This is a genomic window from Kitasatospora sp. NBC_01287 (assembly GCF_026340565.1).
Classification (GTDB): domain Bacteria; phylum Actinomycetota; class Actinomycetes; order Streptomycetales; family Streptomycetaceae; genus Kitasatospora.
On record NZ_JAPEPB010000001.1, the window covers coordinates 888223 to 904494 of the forward strand.

Consider the following 16272-nt stretch of genomic DNA (forward strand, 5'->3'; position numbering starts at 1 on the left):
GGCATCGGGACGCGGCCCAGGCCGAAGCGCTGGCGATGCCCCGGCGATGCCCCGGTGATGCCCCTCAAGGCGTCGATCGTCCCGGCACCGCACCCCGGCCGCGGCGGCCCGACGTGAGCGTCGGCGGCGGACGCCGCAACTGCCTTCGCCCGAGCCTCGGTCAGCGCGGCCGCGCGATCTCGACGGCGGCCCGGACGGCACTGATCTGCTGTTCGACCTGCCGGGCGACCGGCAGCCACACGGGACTGAAGCATGCCTGGTACTCGGCACACCACTGCTCGATCAACCGTTCCAGGTGCGAATGGAGCGCTCCGGTGCCGGACTGCGCCGGCGCGAGCAGCCTGCGGAGCATCGCCGCGGCACGCAGTGGCAACCGGTGCGCCCACAGCTCCAACCCGGCCTGGCGGGCGGCGGTCATCGGTGGCATGGGTTGCGCCTGCGGCTGGCGCACCCGCGGATCCCATTCATCGGCCAGCGGCGCGCAGACCGACTGATGGCCACGCGCGGAGCGGAGCAGCGGGTCGTCCCCGTCGCCCAAGTGCGGTGCGGCGGCCGCGAGAAGCTCGCCGAGCAGTCGTCCACGCTGCCGCAGGCGGTCGGCGGCGGCAGTCAGACCCGGCGCCGGGCAGGCGAGCGGGGTGGTGTCGGCCACCCGTTCGGTGACCCAGAGCGGCACCTCGACGATCACCGTGGCACCGCCGAATCGGTGCGGCGCGTGCCAGGTGGTGGTGCCCACCGCCCAGGAGGCGGGTGCGGACAGCTCGACCTCGGCCACCGGCGGCATCAGGTAGACGCCCGATCCGACACTGGGCCAGTAGAGGGTGTCGTAGGGGCCGGCGTCCACCGGGATCCCGAGACCGGCCGCGGACCTGGCGAACGGCTCGGCCAGGCCGGGCAGTTCACGGGTGGCCTGGAGAAAGGTCCCGCCAACCTCGGAACCGTGCAGCGAGACCTGCAGGAACGGGCGCAGTTCCTCGATCAAGCCCAGGAGCACTCGGCTCTCCGGCAGCAGCACACCGGTGGACGGTGCCCACTCGGGCTGCTCCTCGGGCACCGGGCGGAAGAAGTCCAGCAGGTGGCCCAGCAGTTCGCTGGGGTGTCGGCCCTCGCCCTGCGCCAGAAACGCACCGTCCGGATCCGCGCAGAGCAGGAAGTTCCAGGCGATCCCCGCAAGACGGTCCGGCTCGGCCAGCACCCGGTGGGCCAGCTCCACCACCGTGGCGCCACCCACCGGCTCGTTGGCGTGCGCGCCGGCCACCACGAGCACCTGGTCACTCCCGTGCCCGACCGACAGCAGATGCAGCGGCCGACCGCCGCGCGAGGAACCGACAACGCGCAGTCGGCACTCCCGCGGCCGGGCGGCAGCCAGCCGCTGTGCGGCCTCCACCACGGCATCCAGGGTCGGGTAGCGGTCGTGGACCACCACCGCTCGGCCTGCCGCGGTCGACGTGTGGAAGGGGAACATCGCGGCCTCCCCGCCTGCCGGAGCCATTGCCGCGACCGCCGGGAGCCGGCGGCCGCCGTGGCGCGGTGCCCGACCGGGCCGGTCACCGCGCCGATCGGTCAGTTGCCGTAGCTGTTGCTGTCGCCGGTGGTCTGCTTCTTGTCCAGCGGCTTGATCACGATCTTGTTCATGGCACACCCTTTCCCGAGGCGATCAAAGTGCGTCAAACAAAAGTACGTTGACGTACCATCAGTAGCTCACGGGCCAGGTTTGGTGTCAAGTGACCTATTGTGCTGGAGGATTCGACCGATGATGTTGCGCCCCCGGATAAAGCCCGAGCACTCCGGGTACAGAACTGTCTCCGGCACGGTCCGGCTGGGCAGCGTGATCTACGGGATCGGGGTCGAGATCGACGACCCGAGCGGCTGGGTCTGGACCCTGGTCCAAGCCATGGACGGCGGCAGAACCCCCGACGAGCTCGGCAGATTGGTCGCCGCCACGCACCCGGAGGTGACCGCGACCGAGGTCGTGCAGGCGATCACCGATCTGCAGGCGGCCGGCCACCTGGAGGACACGGGTGCTCCCGCGCCCGAGCTGTCAGCCAACGAGCGGGAGCGGTACAGCCGCGGCGTCCCGCTGCTGCGCTGGCTGGACCGCAGCCCGCGCCCGTCCGCCTGGGAGCTGCAAGAACTCCTGCGAGCCGCCCGGATGCTGCTGGTCGGCCTCGGCGGCACCGGCGGCTACGCCGCGCAGGCCCTGGTGGCCTCGGGTGTCGGGCACCTGCACTGCGTCGATCCCGACACCGTGGAGCTGTCCAACCTCAACCGCCAGCCGCTCTACCGCGAGCAGGACCTGGGCCGCCCCAAGGTCGAGGCGGCCCTGCGGGACCTGCGGGCCCGGAACTCCGCCGTGCGGGTCACCGGCGAGCGGCGCCGGGTGGGGGGACCGGCGGAGCTGGCCGAGCTGCTGGGCTCCGGGGAGGGCCGGTACGACGTGCTCCTGGTCTGCGCCGACCAGCCGCCCGAGATCCGGCGCTGGGCCAACCGCGTCTGCCTGGCCACCGGAACCCCCTGGGTGGACGCCGGCTACCACGGCCCGCTCGTCACGGCGGGCGTCCACGTCCCGGGCGAGGGGGCGTGCTGGGAGTGTCTGCGCGCGGGCGAGGTCGAACGCCGGGACCTGGGGCTCGCGCCGGGCCAGGACGAGGAGGCAGCCTCACCGCGGATGCCGTGGAACCCGGTCACCGCGGTCACCGCGGGCCTCTCGGGCCTGCTGATCGCACACGCCGCCCTGGCCCTGGTCACCGGTGCTCCGCCGATGGAGCCCGGTTTCCGCTACGGGATCAATCTCGCCGCCCTGGACGACACCGTGCGGCAGCGGTTTCCACGCCGGCCCGACTGCCCCGCTTGCGGCACGCCCCAGGAGGAACGGCCGGACTCGGCCGCCGGCGCAGCGGCGCGAAGCGACGGAGCGGGCCGGTGACGGCGCCGGCTCCGCTACCGCCGGTCACCGAGCACACGGTGGTGCGCCTCCACGAGCTGGCCACCCGTCCGGACGGCGACGAGGTCATCGTCGGGCGACTGGCCACTGGTGACTTCGTCGCGCTGCCCCCCGTCGGCGCGCGTGCGATCGAGCTGCTCGGCCTGCGGCTCACCGCCGGGGAAGCCCGCGACCGGCTGGCGGCGGAGACCGGCTCGGAGGTCGATGTGGTCGACTTCCTGGACAACCTGGTGGCCCTGGGGTTCGTAGCGGAGATCGATGGCATGCCCGTGCCGGGCGCCGAGCCACCACGGCCCACCCTGCCCTGGCTCACCCCGTCGCGCGCCGCGTGGTCGCTCAGCCCACTGCCCGCCATCGGGGTGGGCGCCCTGGTGGCGGCAGCCGTGATCGTCCTGGCGCTGCGCCCCCGAGTGATGCCCGGCTACCACGCGCTGCTCTGGAGCCCGTACGGGGGCCTGGTCCTGCTGGGGTCGTTCTGCCTGGGCTGGCCCCTGCTCCTCCTCCACGAGGCCGCACATCTGGTCACCGCGCGCGCGACCGGCGTACCCGCCCGGATCGGACTCGGCACCCGGCTGCAGTTCCTGGTGCTCCAGACGGACATGAGCGGCATCGACCTGGCACCGCGGCGCCACCGGCTCACGGCCTACCTCGCCGGCATCGCGGTCAACCTCGCGGTCGCGGCCGGCGGCCTCCTCCTGCTGGCCGCGACCGGACCGCACACCCCTGCCCACCGGGTGGTCGCGATCCTGGTGCTCATGGCCCTGATCCCGCTGCCGTTCCAGGGCATGGTGTTCATGCGGACCGACCTGTACTTCGTACTGCAGGACCTCACCCGCTGCCATGACCTCTTCGGCGACGGGCGAGCCTACGCGCGCTACCTCGCCCGCCGTGCGCTGCCCTGGCGCAAGGTCACCCCTGAGGACCCCAGCCGCCACCTGCCGCCCGCGCAGCGACGCGCTGTCAGGCTCTACAGCACCGTCCTGGTCATCGGGACCGTGCTCTGCCTGGCCGTCCTGGCCACGATCACCGCGCCCACCGACCTCACCGTACTGCTGCGCGCCGCCCGCCGGGTCGGCCCCGGCCACAGCGCGTTGCAGCGGACCGACGGCCTGGCCGTACTGCTCTTCCTCGGCGGGGCCCAGGCGCTCTGGGTCCGCACCAGGTGGGCCGCGTACCGGCGGCGACGGGCAAGCGCCGGCACGACCCGGCCCTCTCCGCGGTAGCCAGTCGGATCAGGACCAGCCGTTCCGACCGGGCTCGGCCGGACCACTCGCCCACGGTGCCGCCGACGTCACGAAGAGCCCAACTACCCCTCGCGCCGGGCTCGATGGACGTCGATCAGATCGCGGTACCAGGCGTACGAGGCTTTCGGAGTACGAAGCTGCGTGGCGAAGTCGACGTGGACCAGGCCGAAGCGCTGGTGGTACCCCTCAGCCCGTCGAACACCCTGTCACCGTACCCGGACGGCAGGCTCGGCCTCTGCCTCCTCTGCCTCCTCTGCCTCCTCTGCCGGGCCTTCGACCGTCGGGCCGGCGGCAGCGGCCTTGCGCCGGGCGGGTGGCAGATCGCGGGGAGAGCCCCGCGCGGGGCCCGGCGCGGCTCCCCGCCGACAGGCCTGGCACATCGGTGGAGCCAGGCTGCCGCCACTTACCTGACACCGCCAAGAGGCCCCTCCTGGTGACCTGGACCGTCTCGGTACGACCTTCGGCACCGTCCGGCTGATCACCCACGGCATCCGGGGCGGCCGACGAGTTCGCGCTGCTGCTGACCCTGCGGGACGTCTACTGGACCGAGGAGGGCCGGATCAGCGTGGAAGCAGGCGCCCCCGGCCCCGCCGTGCCTCAAGGCTCCGGCCACGCGGTGTGTCCGCAGGCCCGCACCGCTTCCGCGGAGGCCCGTGTCCACCCGACAAGCCCTCGGCGCCGGGTTCGACGTCTCGCGAGCGACCGCCTACCGCTGTGTCGCCGGAGGCACCGCGATCCGGGGTCAGCGGGTGATCGAAATCGCGAAGGGGACGAATCCGCTGGAGCGGATCACGTGGGGTACGAACAGGATCGCGGCCTCCGTGGCGCGGGCGGTCCGGATCCCGCCGAGGTCAGTGATCCACTCCTTGCGCCAGCCGAGGTCGGAGAGGAGTTCGCGCACGGTCTGCTTGGCCCCTGGATCCTCGCCGGAGACGAACACCGTGGGCGTCTGGGTGAGCGAGGCCGGCGCGGTCATCACCGGGAAGAGCATGGTGTTGAGGGTCTTGACGACGTGTGTCTCGGGGAGCGCTTCCTGGAGTTGCTCGGCGAGGCTCGAACCGGGGTGGAGCAGGTCGGCGGGCAGGCCGTCCGGTCCGTCGATCGTGGCGTTGGAGACGTCGACGAGGATCTTGTCGCGCAGTTCGTCGCGCAGGGCGGCGAGCCGGTCCAGGGAGCCGGCGCCCGGGGTGGCGTTGATGACGATCCGGGCTGTTCGGGCGGCGCCGGCGGCGGCGCCCGGCGCACGGTCCGCCACGGTCACCTCATGTCCTGCCCGGGTGAGGGCGGTGGCCAGGTTGCCGCCGACGCGGCCGTTTCCGAGAACGGCGATCGTGGTCATGATGATCTGGTCCTTCCGTGCGTGCGGGTTGTGGTGCGGAGTCAGCGTGAAAGCGTGGCGACGGCCTCGGCGTGGACGCCGGGCGCGGCAGCCAGGAAGCTTTCGCTCTGCGGGGTCCAGGGGCGGCCCTCGGCGTCGGAGATCCGTCCGCCGGCCTCGGTGACGAGGAGCACGCCGGGCAGCAGGTCCGCTCGGGCGCCGGCGAACTGCCAGAAGGCGTCGAGCCGGCCGGCGGCCACATTCAGCAGGTGCAGGGTCGCGGGCACGGCGACGCGGACGACGAGTGCGTCGACGAGCATCGCGGTGATCGAGGAGCCGACGCGCCGCACGACCTTCTCGTCCTCGTCCGGCCGGGCCTGGCTGGTGGCCACGATGCTCAGGCCGAGGTCCGCGGTCCGGGAGACGTGCAGACGCCGGCCGTCGAGGTGGGCGCCGGCGCCGGTGAGCGCGGTGTAGGTCTCGCCGGTCAACGGCAGGTGGACCACGGTGAGCACCGGCTGGCTGTCGCGCACGAGGGTGGCGGTCACCGCCCACTCCGGCAGGGCGTGCAGGTGGTTGACGTTGCCTTCGGCCGGATCCACGACCCACCACTCGCCGGGCGGCAGCGCCCCGCCGTCCAGTTCGTCCTCCACCCAGCCGGCGTCCGGGCGCAGGCTCGTGAGGCGGGGACGCAGGATGCCGAGGGCCGTGTCGTCGTTGGCGGCGAGCGCGCTCATCAGCTCTTCGCGGGTCCGGTAGGGGACCACCTCGCCGTACCGCTCGCGCAGTGCCGAACCGGCCTCACGCACGGCGGCCGCGGTCCGGTCGAGCAGGCCGGCGTCGGAGCCGGTGACGTCAGTGGTCCGAAGCGTTTCGGACATGGTGGAACTCCCGTCTGAGGAAGTGGCGTTGAAGAGGATTTCGGGCCAGGACGCGCGTTCCGTCCTGCGCCGTGGTGACGACGCTATCCACCCCCTCCATTAACATCAAATGCATGTCAAGCACGGCTGGGATTACTCCCATGCAATTGGATTTGAATCTGCTCACCGCGCTCGACGCGCTGCTGGAGGAGGGCAGCGTGGCCGGGGCGGCCGCACGACTGCACGTCACTGCCCCCGCGATGAGCCGGAGTCTGGGCCGGATCCGGCGCACGACCGGAGACCAGATCCTGGTGCGCACCGGCCGCACCATGACCCCGACGCCCTATGCGATCGCCGTCCGGGAGCAGGTGCACGAGCTGCTGCACCAGGTCCGGGGCGTGCTGGCCCCGAGCCGTGAACTCGATCCGGCAACGCTGGAACGCACCTTCACACTCCGCTGGCACGATTCCCTGGTCGCCATGAGTGGCCCCACGCTGCTCGCGGCCGTACGCGGACAGGCGCCGGGCGTGCGATTGCGCTTCGTCGCGGAATCGAGCGTCGACACCGCCGAGTTGCGGCGTGGCGAGGTCGATCTGGAGGCGAACGCCAACCGTCCGAGCGCACCCGACATCCGCGCCGAGAAGGTGGGCGAGACCCGCCTCGTCGCGGTCGTGAGGCAGGGGCACCCCCTCACCCGCGCCCGAACCGTCACCACAGAGCGGTACGCCGCCGCCGAACACGTCACCGTCTCGCGACGTGGGAACCTCAGCAACGCGGTCGACGACGCCCTCGCTCGGCTCGGCCTCACCCGCCGGGTGGTGGCGGCCGCGCCCACGGAAGCGGCCGCGCTGGAGTTCGCGCGCGGCTCCGATCTCCTCATCAGCGTCCCCGAAATCACCATACGCACCGCGGCCGCCGGCCTCGGTCTGGTCGTGCTCCCCCTGCCGCTCGAACTGCCGTCGGCACCGGTTTACCTGTCGTGGCATCAGCGCTACGACACCGACCACGCCCACACCTGGCTGCGCGCGCTGGCGCGAAACGCACTGGCCACCTGCGGAGCGTCGTAGCCGACGCCGTACGGCCGCGCGCTGCGGCCTGTCCGGCACGACCGTCGCCGCCACGGACTTCACCGACACCGCGGCGGCCACCACCCGGGTCGCGGCCGAGTTCGACGGGTGGACGCCGCACCTCACCGCGCTGATCACCGACGGCGAGACCGCCCCGGCCCCGGTGGCACGCATGATCCACACCCTGCCGCAGCAACGGCGCTGAGCCCTTTTTTGCCATCCCGTGACTGAGCGAACGCGCAAGCTGGGCCTATCTTTTCCATCCGGCGCCCGCTCGCCCCCTGCGGAGACCCCGAGGACGGTTCGGCCGGGCTCCAGCCCGTCGGCGCGCCTCGAACCCCTGATCCGCGCCATCCGCATCCGGCCTCGGAAGGCCCCATGACATTTGACTTCGCACGGGTCGACTCCGGTTCGACCGCCTGGGTCCTGGTCAGCGCAGCACTCGTCCTCTTCATGACGCCGGGCGTCGCGTTCTTCTACGGCGGCATGGTCCGCGCGAAGCACGTCATGAGTATGTTGATGCAGAACTTCATGGCCATCGCGCTGGTGAGCGTGGCGTGGGTGCTGGTCGGCTACACCCTCGCCTTCGGAAAGGGCGACGGATTCATCGGCGATCTGCATTTCGCCGGTCTCGCCCATCTGGACCAGGTGGTTCCCGGCTTCACCGGGAGCAGTGCGATGGCCATTCCGCCGCTGGTCTTCGTCGTCTATCAGATGATGTTCGCCGTGATCACCCCGTCGCTCATCACCGGGGCCACGGCGGACCGCTGGCGGTTCAACACGTTCGTGCCGTTCGTCGTCCTGTGGTCACTGCTGGTCTACAGCCCGGTCGCCCACTGGATATTCTCACCGACCGGATGGGCCGCCCGACTCGGCGTGCTCGACTTCGCCGGAGGGATCGTCGTGCACACCACTGCGGGCGCCGCCGCGCTCGTCATGGCGCTCGTCCTGGGCAAGCGCAACGGCTGGCCGAGCCGGCAGATGCCGCAGAGCAGCCTGCCCCTGATGCTGGTCGGCGCGGGGATCCTGTGGTTCGGCTGGTTCGGCTTCAACGGCGGCTCCGCCCTCGGCGCCAACGAGTTGGCCGCCAGCGCGTTCCTCAACACGAACACCGCGGGCGCCGCGGCACTGCTCGGCTGGCTGGCCGTGGAGAGGCTCCGGCACGGCAGGACCAGCACGGTCGGCGCGGCCGGGGGTGCCGTCGCCGGCCTCGCCGCGATCACGCCGTGCGCCGGGTTCGTCAGCCCGCTCGGCGCGCTCGCGATCGGGGCGGCGGCCGGCGTGCTCTGCGAGTTCGCCGTCGACTGGAAGCACCACCTCGGCTACGACGACGCCCTGGACGTGGTGGGCGTGCACCTGGTGGGCGGCGTGTTCGGCGCCCTCGCGGTCGGCCTGTTCGCCACCAGGTCGATCAACCCGGCCGGGGCGAACGGCCTGTTCTACGGCGGCGGCCTGACACAGCTGGGCAGGCAGGCGATCGGCGTCGGCGCGGCCCTCGGCTACACAGTGGCGGTGACGCTCGCCATCGCCCTGGTTCTCAAGAGGCTGATCGGCGACCGGGTCTCCGAGGAGGAGGAAGAGCGCGGGCTCGACCTCAGCCACCACGGTGAGACCGCGTACGTACTGACCGAGCCGTGACGCCTCGGCCCCAGGCCGTGTCTGACAATTCGCGTCGGCCAGGCCCGCGGCGTTGGGCGCCCGGCTGGGCGTGCCGCCGAGTCGCCCTCGTACTGGGTCGTACTTGGGTGGCTCGGCGGTGCGTCCAGCCGGGATGCCCGGCGTCGCGGGCCCGGCGGGAATTGTCAGACACGGCCTAGGCCGTAGACACTTCAGCCACGCCGCCCGTCAGTCTGGAGGGACCCGGGGTACTACCCCGGGTCCACCACGGCGTCCAGCAGCACACAGACCGCGGCGCCGAGCACGACCGTACCGGGCAGCAGCAAGGTCGCCGGCCGAGAAGGCCAGCACGGTCAGCACGCCGAACGGGACGAGGAAGAACCCGCCGATGGGCGCCAGCGAGAACAACAAGTCGCCCCGGTGGCACGACCGTTCCAGATCATCACCACAGCTGCCGATGACGTCGAGCCGCCGGTACGCGCGGGCGACGAACACCCGGAGCGTTCGGTCGGGGCCGACCTTCCGCTTGGTGCGGGCCGGCGGATGAACCACTGGTGAAGACCATCGCACCAGTCGAACACCCTGTCATCTCCTCCCCGGGTGCAGTGCCCAGCTATGGGCCTGCCTCGTAGAGCCCCGCCGGATCTGCATCGCGCCTGACGGCTGCCACCTCCGGCACCGATCCCAACTACCTTCCATGCGACACTCGGTGAGCTGTCATCAGGTCGCGGTACCAGCCGTACGACGCCTTCGGGGTGCGCCGCTGCGTCGCGAAGTCGACGTGGACCAGGCCGAAGCGCTGGTGGTACCCCTCCGCCCACTCGTAGTTGTCGAGCAGCGACCAGGTGTAGTAGCCGCGCACGTCCACCCCTTGCGCCACCGCCGCCGCGAGGGCGTCGAGGTGGCCGGCCAGATAGTCGATCCGGGGCTGGTCATGGACCGTGCCGTCGGCGGCGACCCGATCGTCCACCGAGCAGCCGTTCTCAGTGATGGTGATCGGCGGCAGCGCCGTGCCGTAGCGGTCCCGCAGGCCGACCAGGAGTTCGCGCAGGCCGTCCGGAACGACCGGCCAGCCGAAGGCGGTTCGCGGCACACCCTCGATCTCGGCCTCGGCGAACGGGAGTCCGGCGGGCTCGGTCGGGGCGGCGATCCGGGTCGGGTTGTAGTAGTTGACGCCGAGCCCGTCCAACCCCGCGCCCGCGATCAGCTCCAGGTCTCCGGGGCGGACGCTGCCGCCGAGGTCAGGGGCGACGCCGTACGCGGACAGGTCGGGGTAGCGCCCGAGCAGCAGCGGGTCGGTGAAGAGCCGGTTGTGCAGCGCGTCATACGCCGCCGCGGCCGCCACATCCGCCACCGCCTCGCTCGCGGACCACACCGGGGTGAGGTTGTTGGCGATCAGCACCTGGTGGCCACGCTCGCGCAGCACGGCGGCTGCCAGGCCGTGGCCGAGGAGCTGGTGGTGCGCGGCGGGCAGCGCGTCCAGCATCAGCGCGCGCCCCGGGGCGTGCACGCCAAGCGCGTAGCCGTACACCATGTGCACGAAGGGCTCGTTGAGCGTGATCCAGGCCGGCACCCGGTCCCCCAGCCGGTCCACGACGATCCGGGCGTACTCCGCGAAGCGGTACGCGGTGTCCCGGGCCAGCCAGCCGCCGCCGTCCTCCAACGCCTGCGGCAGGTCCCAGTGGAAGAGCGTCGGCAGCGGCGTGATCCCGGCGGCGAGCAGCTCGTCCACCAGCCGGTCGTAGAAGTCGAGTCCGGCCTTGTTGACCGCCCCGCTGCCCGAAGGCCGCACCCGGGGCCAGGCGATCGAGAAGCGGTACCCATCCAGGCCGAGGCCGCGCATCAACTCCACGTCCTCGCCGTAGCGATGGTAGTGGTCACAGGCCAACTCCCCCGTGTGACCGTCACGCACAGCCCCGGGGCGAGCGGCGAACACGTCCCAGATCGAGGGCCCACGCCCGTCCTCCGCCACCGCCCCCTCCACCTGGTACGCCGCCGTGGCGGCACCCCACTGGAAACCGGCCGGCAGGTCGCGTCGATTCGCCATCTCGCCATCCCCTTTCATCAAACACGAGGAGAACTCATGTTAGCGACACACCGCCGGAACGCCAGACGTTCGCACGGGCGACCGCCCGTCGGTGAACGACGGGCGCCCGGCGCCGAGGGCGCCGGGCGCTGCCGGGCACGGTCGAACCGCTGCTGGGCGACTGAATCACCCGCCGGCCGGGCCTCGGCACCTCCCCGCCGAGGCCCGGCCGGATCAACTCCGCCCCGCCGCACACCCGGCGAGAGCCCAGCGGCCCCATGGAGTCGAACCAGGGCCCGCACCTGCCTACAAGGACTTCGCCGCGTCGCGGATCACGTCCAGCACGAAGTCGGGGTGCGAGAGCATCGGGACGTGACTGCTGTCGACGTCATAGGTCTTCGCGCCCATCCGCTCGGCGGCGAAGCGCTCCAGCTCGGGGTTCACGGTACGGTCGTTGTTGGCCACGATGTACCAGCTCGGCGTGTCACGCCAGGCGGTGCCGGGCACCTGCTGACTGAACAGGTCCGCCGTCGGTACCGCACCCGTCGCCAGGACGAGCTTCCGCTCCGCCTCCGGGAGGTCGCCGCAGAAGTCCGCGACACCCGAGGACTTGAGCCACAGACGCCCGTCAGCGACCTCGATGTGCTCGAAGACGGGCATGGGGGCGAACTGCTCCTGATGCTGCTGCGAGGTCTCGTCCTCGTCCGGGGCGAGCGCGGCGATGTACACCAGCGCACCGACCCGGTCGTGGGTACCCGCCTTGGTGATCAGCGTCCCACCGTACGAGTGACCGACGAGTACGATCGGCCCCGGGACGTGGTTGAGCGTGAAGTTCACGCAAGCGACGTCGCTCTCCAGGGAGTTGAGGCCGTGCTGCGAGGCGAAGACCTCGTGCCCCTCGGCCTGGAGTGCCGGGATGAGCTTGCTGAAGCACGACCCGTCGGCCCAGAGCCCGTGGGCGAAGACGATGCTGGGCTTGCCCGCCATGATGGTTCCTCCTCCATGAGTACCTGCACGATGCGCCGCGTCGACCATCCCCCGGGTGGTCAGGAGTGCTGCCTGATCACGATCGTCGCGTAGTGCGCCCTCGCCAACCGACGCCGCGCCCCAGGGCGACGAGATGCCCGCACCCGTTCGGCGGAGTCGAGGTGCGTCAGCTCATGTCGGACGACTGAACCGCGATTCCCGGTGCCGGCCGGGCAGCGGGATCAGGAGGAGACAACGAGGTCGCACGTGTGCCGCGGCCGCTGGCGGCTCGTGCCGTTACAGCCGGCCGTTGCAGCCGCTGACGCCCAGCGAAGAGCTCGTGCCGCCGCCCTCGCCCCGGAGCACGAGCCGGGTCCCTGCCCGTACCGTGTCTGCCCCGGGACACCTCGACGCCGAGGTCCGACCGGACCACTCAACCGGCCCTGCACACCATCACCAGTCGGTCCTGCCCTGGTCCGAGGTAGTCCTGCGCGCGACCCGCGACGACGTATCCGAGCGAGTGGGCGAGAGTGAGCGAGGCAGCGTTCTCCGGAGCCACGGTCACCCACAGGTCGCCGATACCCTCCGCGCTTGCCAGGAGATGCAGTTCGGTCATCAGGCGCCGCCCGTAGCCGTGCCCGCGGTACTCCGCCGCGACGGCGATGGACAGGACCCAGTTGCGGTCGCGGCCGGGCCCGGCGGCCAGTAGCACGTAGCCGTACACCTCGGTACTCGTGCCGATCACCAGGAGGTGGCGGCCGTGGACGTCGAAGAGCTGGCGCAGGACGAAGAAGGGGTATGGCTGCTCCGCGAAGCACAGCGCCTCGAGCCGGGCCAGAGCCGGGAGGTCGCCCTCCAGGGCCGGCCGCACCGTGATCGAAGCGCCCCGGGCGGCGAGGAGCCGCTCCGCCGCGCCGTCCGGCTGGAGGTGATCGTCGTGGTACCGAGACATCTCGCTCCCGACTGTCGCGCTGCTGACCGAGGGCCGCTATCCCCGTATCCAGTAAGCATCTTGACGGTCCATCATACTCTGCGATTGGCTGAGGACGCAGTCGGTGCGATTCAGGGGGGCCAATGGAGCACTCGGTACGCGCGTACGGAATTCCAGGCTGCACGGCGGAGTATCTGCCGGATCCTGACGAGCCCATCGGCCGCTGGTTCACCATGCCGAACACCGGCAACTCGCAAGCCGTGGCGAAGACCGTCCTCGATCTGAGCCCGGTGGCTCCCACCGTTCTGATCGATCCGTTCTGCGGTGCGGGCAGCGGTTGCCTGGCGGCCCGTCATCTCGGGATCCCCTTCATCGGCGCCGAGGTCGATCCGGTCCTCGCCTGTGTCAGTACCGCCAAGGCGCTCTGCGGGCCGGCCGAGGGCGAAGCCCTGCTGCGGCCTCCGGAGGGGCGGGAAGGTGTGGCGCTGCGGTGCCTCCGGTTCGTCCATCGGTTGCAAGGCGCCGCCGGAGGCGGTTCGCTCAGTGAGCGGCAGCTCGCCGACGACCTGGTACGCGGACCCGCGCTCCCGCCGGGCAGCGCGGTGGTGCACGGCGACGCCACCGACCCGCACTCCTGGGACGGCCTGCCGGTCCCGGCCGACGGCGTGGTCGTTTTCACCTCGCCCCCGTTCTACGACGCCTGGGCCGGACCCGAGGTACCCGCCGGCCTGCGCTCCGAGGCGCGGGCGGCCCTCGCGGCCCGGCACCCGTCCGGGGACGGCGACCCCGGTGCCGGTACCGGCACCACGCCGGGCCCCACGCCACGCGGCTACGGCGATCTGGTGGTGGGTGCGCTGCGGGCCATCCGGACGGCGGCACCGCACGCCACCGCGATCATCGAGCACGAGCCGGGCTCCAGCACCGGGGACAGGCTGCCCGCGGTGGCCGAGCGCATCGTCGGCGAGGTGGGCGCGGAGAGTGTGGAGATCCTCCGTGTCGGCACGTTCTCCGCCGGCGGTCCGCTCTCCCTCCTGGTCTGCCGGTTCTGACCATGGACCCCATCGACCCCATCGGCCCCATGAACCACAAGGACCCAATGGACCCCGCCGGCCCGCGCAACCTGACCGAGTACGAGCTCCAGGCCCAGTCCTCGCAGCTCGACCTCGCCGACGGGCACGCGAACCACAGCCTCCACCACGGGACCCGGACCGCGCTCGGCAGGACGTTCGCCCGCTCCTTCGAGGAACCCCGCCACGGTCAGGTCAAGCGGGTGGAGCGGCGTTTCCTGGACGCGCTCGGCCACCACACCGGCCAGGAGTACCACCCGGCCAGGGCCCACATCGTGTACTCGGCCTCCGTCGCCACCGACATCGTCGCGAAGCACCTGGCCCTGACCGGCCGCAGGACAGGGGTGATCGCGCCGACCTTCGACAACATCCCCGCCCTGGTCACCATGGCCGGCGTCGAGGTGGTACCCGTCCACGAGAGGAGCCTGCTGCCCGAACCCGACCTCGACCGCCTCGACGCGCTCGGGCTCGCCGCGCTCGTCGTGGTCCTGCCGAACAATCCGACCGGCACCGGGATGGCGCCGAACGCGGCCCGCAGGCTGCTCCGGTGGGCGGGCGAACGCGACGTCCTGGTCGTCTTCGACGCCTCGTTCCGCCTCCTGGACCCGTCGTCCTGCTGGGACGTCCTCGCGCTGGCGGAGCGGTGTGCGGCGGACGCCGCGGTGATCGACGACACGGGGAAGGCCCTGCCACTGCAGGACACCAAGGCGAGCGTGCTCACGGTCACGTCCGGCCTGGCCCCCGCCGTCTCCGAGATCGTCAGCCAGTACCTGCTGAACGTCTCGTGCCTGGACCTGCGCCTGCTGACCACCGTGCTGACCCCGTCCCAGCACTGCGACGAGGTCCTCAGGGCCCGGGACATCGCGCGGAGCAACCGGGGAACCCTGCGTGACGCCCTCCGCGCAGCCGGACTGGCCGCACTGCTGCCCGCCGGGGCGCCCGACGACGGCAGCACGATCAACGTCGAATGGCTGCACGTCGGTCCCGCTCAGCAGCGGATCCTGGAGCACTGCCGTGCGGCGGGCCTCCAGATCCTGCCCGGCCAACCCTTCTTCTGGTCGACCGGGGCAGGCGAACGGCCCACCGGATGGGTGAGAGTGGCGCTACTGCGCGACCCCGCCGACGTCCGGCGCGGGGTCGCGATCCTCCTCGACGCCGTGCGAACCCACGGCGAGTCGGTGGCGGTCTCGCCGGCCGCCGGCCGCCGGTGGACGACGTGAACGCCCCCCGGCGGGACCCGGAGATCCTGATCACCGGCACCGACCTGGTACCGGACTCGGTCGTCGACTACGTGCGGGCCCGTGGCTACACCCCGCGCCGGGTCCGCCGGGACGACCTGAGCGAGGACGAACTCATCGCCGTCCTGGACGGCGCGCTGGGCTATCTGCTCGGGGGCTGGGAGACGCCCACCGACCGGGTCTTCGAGACGGTTCGCGGACTGGCGGCGATCGGGTTCGTCGGCACCGACTACCAGCTCTACGTGCCCGGTTGGCGCCGAGCGCGCCAGCTGGGCATGGCGGTGGTCAGTGCACCGGGGGCGAACGCGGTGTCGGTCGCGGAGTACACCCTGCTGCTGATGCTCGGCCTCGCACGGGGCCGCACCGGCGCTGTCGGCCCCGCGCGGACCACGGCGGTCGGCGCCCCGCCACTGGGAAGGGCGCTGCGCGGTCGCCGCCTGGGCGTCATCGGCCTGGGCCGCATCGGGGCCGAGGTCGCCCGGATCGCGGGGCAGGGCTTCGGGATGGAGGTCCGCTACAGCGCGCCGCGACCGAACCCCGCCACGGCGCGGGCCCTTGGCCTGCGCCGGTGCCCCAAGCCCGAACTGCTGGGCTGGAGCGACATCGTGTCCCTGCACCGGCCAGGACCGGCTACGGGGGAAGCCCCCGAGCTCGGCGCCGAGGAGTTCACCGCCATGAGGCCGGGAACGCTGGTCATCGACACCGTCCACCCGGCTCTGGTGGACTTCGCCGCCCTGCTGGAGGCCATCGAGCACAGGCAGGTGCGCTGCGCCTTCGACGGGCAGGGCGAGGGACCCGCCTGGGACGCCCTGACCGCACGCGGCTCCCATGGCCTGATCGCCGGGCCGACCGCCGGCTACCACACCCTTGAGGCGAACGAGGCGGCAAGCCGCACGGCCGCACGGGCGGTGTGCGATCTGCTGGATGCGCAGCGCCATGCCCCTCTGCTCGGTACAGTTGACGACGAGTCAGATCAAGACGGCGCCAGGTGACG

14 protein-coding genes and 1 pseudogene are annotated in these 16272 nt (G+C 71.9%); 8 read left to right on the forward strand and 7 right to left on the reverse strand.

Annotation, left to right across the window (positions count from 1 at the left end; translation table 11 throughout):
* Positions 1-160: 160 nt before the first annotated feature.
* Entirely contained in the window at positions 161-1465 is a 1305-nt protein-coding gene (locus tag OG455_RS03525) for a M14 family zinc carboxypeptidase (RefSeq protein ID WP_266290050.1), read from the reverse strand.
* Between the two features lie 288 nt (positions 1466-1753).
* Between OG455_RS03525 and OG455_RS03530 the strand changes: the two genes are divergently transcribed.
* Together OG455_RS03530 and OG455_RS03535 are read left to right on the forward strand one after the other, a co-directional pair.
* Complete coding sequence (locus OG455_RS03530) at positions 1754-2926, forward strand: TOMM precursor leader peptide-binding protein (RefSeq protein ID WP_266290052.1); 1173 nt, start codon at positions 1754-1756, stop codon at positions 2924-2926.
* Positions 2923-4167 carry a hypothetical protein gene (locus tag OG455_RS03535; protein ID WP_266290054.1) on the forward strand — a complete coding sequence of 415 codons (1245 nt, stop codon included), beginning with the start codon at positions 2923-2925 and terminating at the stop codon, positions 4165-4167. The genes OG455_RS03530 and OG455_RS03535 overlap by 4 nt, the downstream gene beginning before the upstream one ends.
* Before the next feature lie 83 nt (positions 4168-4250).
* Here OG455_RS03535 and OG455_RS03540 read toward each other — a convergent pair whose 3' ends face one another.
* From OG455_RS03540 to OG455_RS03550, 3 genes are all read right to left on the reverse strand, one after another.
* Positions 4251-4352: a hypothetical protein gene (locus OG455_RS03540; protein ID WP_266300647.1), complete on the reverse strand. Its 102-nt coding sequence runs from the start codon at positions 4350-4352 to the stop codon at positions 4251-4253.
* 578 nt (positions 4353-4930) lie between these two features.
* Positions 4931-5527, reverse strand: a complete 597-nt coding sequence (locus OG455_RS03545) for an NADPH-dependent F420 reductase (RefSeq protein ID WP_266290056.1) — start codon at positions 5525-5527, stop codon at positions 4931-4933.
* 41 nt (positions 5528-5568) lie between these two features.
* Entirely contained in the window at positions 5569-6387 is an 819-nt protein-coding gene (locus OG455_RS03550; protein WP_266290063.1) for a 3'(2'),5'-bisphosphate nucleotidase CysQ, read from the reverse strand.
* Between the two features lie 140 nt (positions 6388-6527).
* Between OG455_RS03550 and OG455_RS03555 the strand changes: the two genes are divergently transcribed.
* The 3 genes and pseudogenes from OG455_RS03555 to OG455_RS03565 all read left to right on the forward strand — a co-directional run bounded on the left by OG455_RS03555 (position 6528) and on the right by OG455_RS03565 (position 9071).
* Positions 6528-7433 (forward strand): LysR family transcriptional regulator, encoded by a 906-nt coding sequence (locus OG455_RS03555; RefSeq protein ID WP_266300648.1) that lies wholly within the window; start codon positions 6528-6530, stop codon positions 7431-7433.
* Positions 7434-7479: 46 nt separating this feature from the next.
* Positions 7480-7623: pseudogene (locus OG455_RS03560) on the forward strand (FAD-dependent monooxygenase); the annotation flags it as partial.
* 188 nt (positions 7624-7811) lie between these two features.
* Positions 7812-9071, forward strand: a complete 1260-nt coding sequence (locus OG455_RS03565) for an ammonium transporter (protein WP_266290065.1) — start codon at positions 7812-7814, stop codon at positions 9069-9071.
* Positions 9072-9738: 667 nt separating this feature from the next.
* Here OG455_RS03565 and OG455_RS03570 read toward each other — a convergent pair.
* The 3 genes from OG455_RS03570 to OG455_RS03580 all read right to left on the reverse strand — a co-directional run bounded on the left by OG455_RS03570 (position 9739) and on the right by OG455_RS03580 (position 12994).
* Positions 9739-11097 (reverse strand): GH1 family beta-glucosidase, encoded by a 1359-nt coding sequence (locus OG455_RS03570; RefSeq protein ID WP_266290067.1) that lies wholly within the window; start codon positions 11095-11097, stop codon positions 9739-9741.
* Positions 11098-11382: 285 nt separating this feature from the next.
* On the reverse strand, positions 11383-12063 hold the full coding sequence (locus OG455_RS03575) for an alpha/beta fold hydrolase (RefSeq protein WP_266290069.1): 681 nt from the start codon (positions 12061-12063) through the stop codon (positions 11383-11385).
* 412 nt (positions 12064-12475) lie between these two features.
* The gene (locus tag OG455_RS03580; protein ID WP_266290071.1) at positions 12476-12994 is read right to left on the reverse strand and encodes a GNAT family N-acetyltransferase; all 519 of its coding nucleotides are present in this window, start codon (positions 12992-12994) and stop codon (positions 12476-12478) included.
* Between the two features lie 122 nt (positions 12995-13116).
* Between OG455_RS03580 and OG455_RS03585 the strand changes: the two genes are divergently transcribed.
* From OG455_RS03585 to OG455_RS03595, 3 genes are read left to right on the forward strand one after another with little or no spacing between them, the layout of a single operon-like run.
* Positions 13117-14022, forward strand: a complete 906-nt coding sequence (locus OG455_RS03585) for a hypothetical protein (protein ID WP_266290073.1) — start codon at positions 13117-13119, stop codon at positions 14020-14022.
* A gap of 29 nt (positions 14023-14051) precedes the next feature.
* Positions 14052-15260 carry an aminotransferase class I/II-fold pyridoxal phosphate-dependent enzyme gene (locus tag OG455_RS03590; RefSeq protein WP_266290075.1) on the forward strand — a complete coding sequence of 403 codons (1209 nt, stop codon included), beginning with the start codon at positions 14052-14054 and terminating at the stop codon, positions 15258-15260.
* The gene (locus OG455_RS03595; RefSeq protein ID WP_266290077.1) at positions 15257-16270 is read left to right on the forward strand and encodes an NAD(P)-dependent oxidoreductase; all 1014 of its coding nucleotides are present in this window, start codon (positions 15257-15259) and stop codon (positions 16268-16270) included. The genes OG455_RS03590 and OG455_RS03595 overlap by 4 nt, the downstream gene beginning before the upstream one ends.
* Positions 16271-16272: the final 2 nt, after the last annotated feature.

What these genes read in the sequence shown, in the direction of transcription:
- OG455_RS03545 (WP_266290056.1), bottom strand. Translation starts at nt 5,527, where the DNA reads ATGACCACGATCGCCGTTCTCGGAAACGGCCGCGTCGGCGGCAACCTG.
- OG455_RS03585 (WP_266290073.1), top strand. Translation starts at nt 13,117, where the DNA reads ATGGAGCACTCGGTACGCGCGTACGGAATTCCAGGCTGCACGGCGGAG.
- OG455_RS03590 (WP_266290075.1), top strand. Translation starts at nt 14,052, where the DNA reads ATGAACCACAAGGACCCAATGGACCCCGCCGGCCCGCGCAACCTGACC.
- OG455_RS03575 (WP_266290069.1), bottom strand. Translation starts at nt 12,063, where the DNA reads ATGGCGGGCAAGCCCAGCATCGTCTTCGCCCACGGGCTCTGGGCCGAC.
- OG455_RS03565 (WP_266290065.1), top strand. Translation starts at nt 7,812, where the DNA reads ATGACATTTGACTTCGCACGGGTCGACTCCGGTTCGACCGCCTGGGTC.
- OG455_RS03550 (WP_266290063.1), bottom strand. Translation starts at nt 6,387, where the DNA reads ATGTCCGAAACGCTTCGGACCACTGACGTCACCGGCTCCGACGCCGGC.
- OG455_RS03530 (WP_266290052.1), top strand. Translation starts at nt 1,754, where the DNA reads ATGATGTTGCGCCCCCGGATAAAGCCCGAGCACTCCGGGTACAGAACT.
- OG455_RS03525 (WP_266290050.1), bottom strand. Translation starts at nt 1,465, where the DNA reads ATGTTCCCCTTCCACACGTCGACCGCGGCAGGCCGAGCGGTGGTGGTC.
- OG455_RS03580 (WP_266290071.1), bottom strand. Translation starts at nt 12,994, where the DNA reads ATGTCTCGGTACCACGACGATCACCTCCAGCCGGACGGCGCGGCGGAG.
- OG455_RS03570 (WP_266290067.1), bottom strand. Translation starts at nt 11,097, where the DNA reads ATGGCGAATCGACGCGACCTGCCGGCCGGTTTCCAGTGGGGTGCCGCC.
- OG455_RS03555 (WP_266300648.1), top strand. Translation starts at nt 6,528, where the DNA reads ATGCAATTGGATTTGAATCTGCTCACCGCGCTCGACGCGCTGCTGGAG.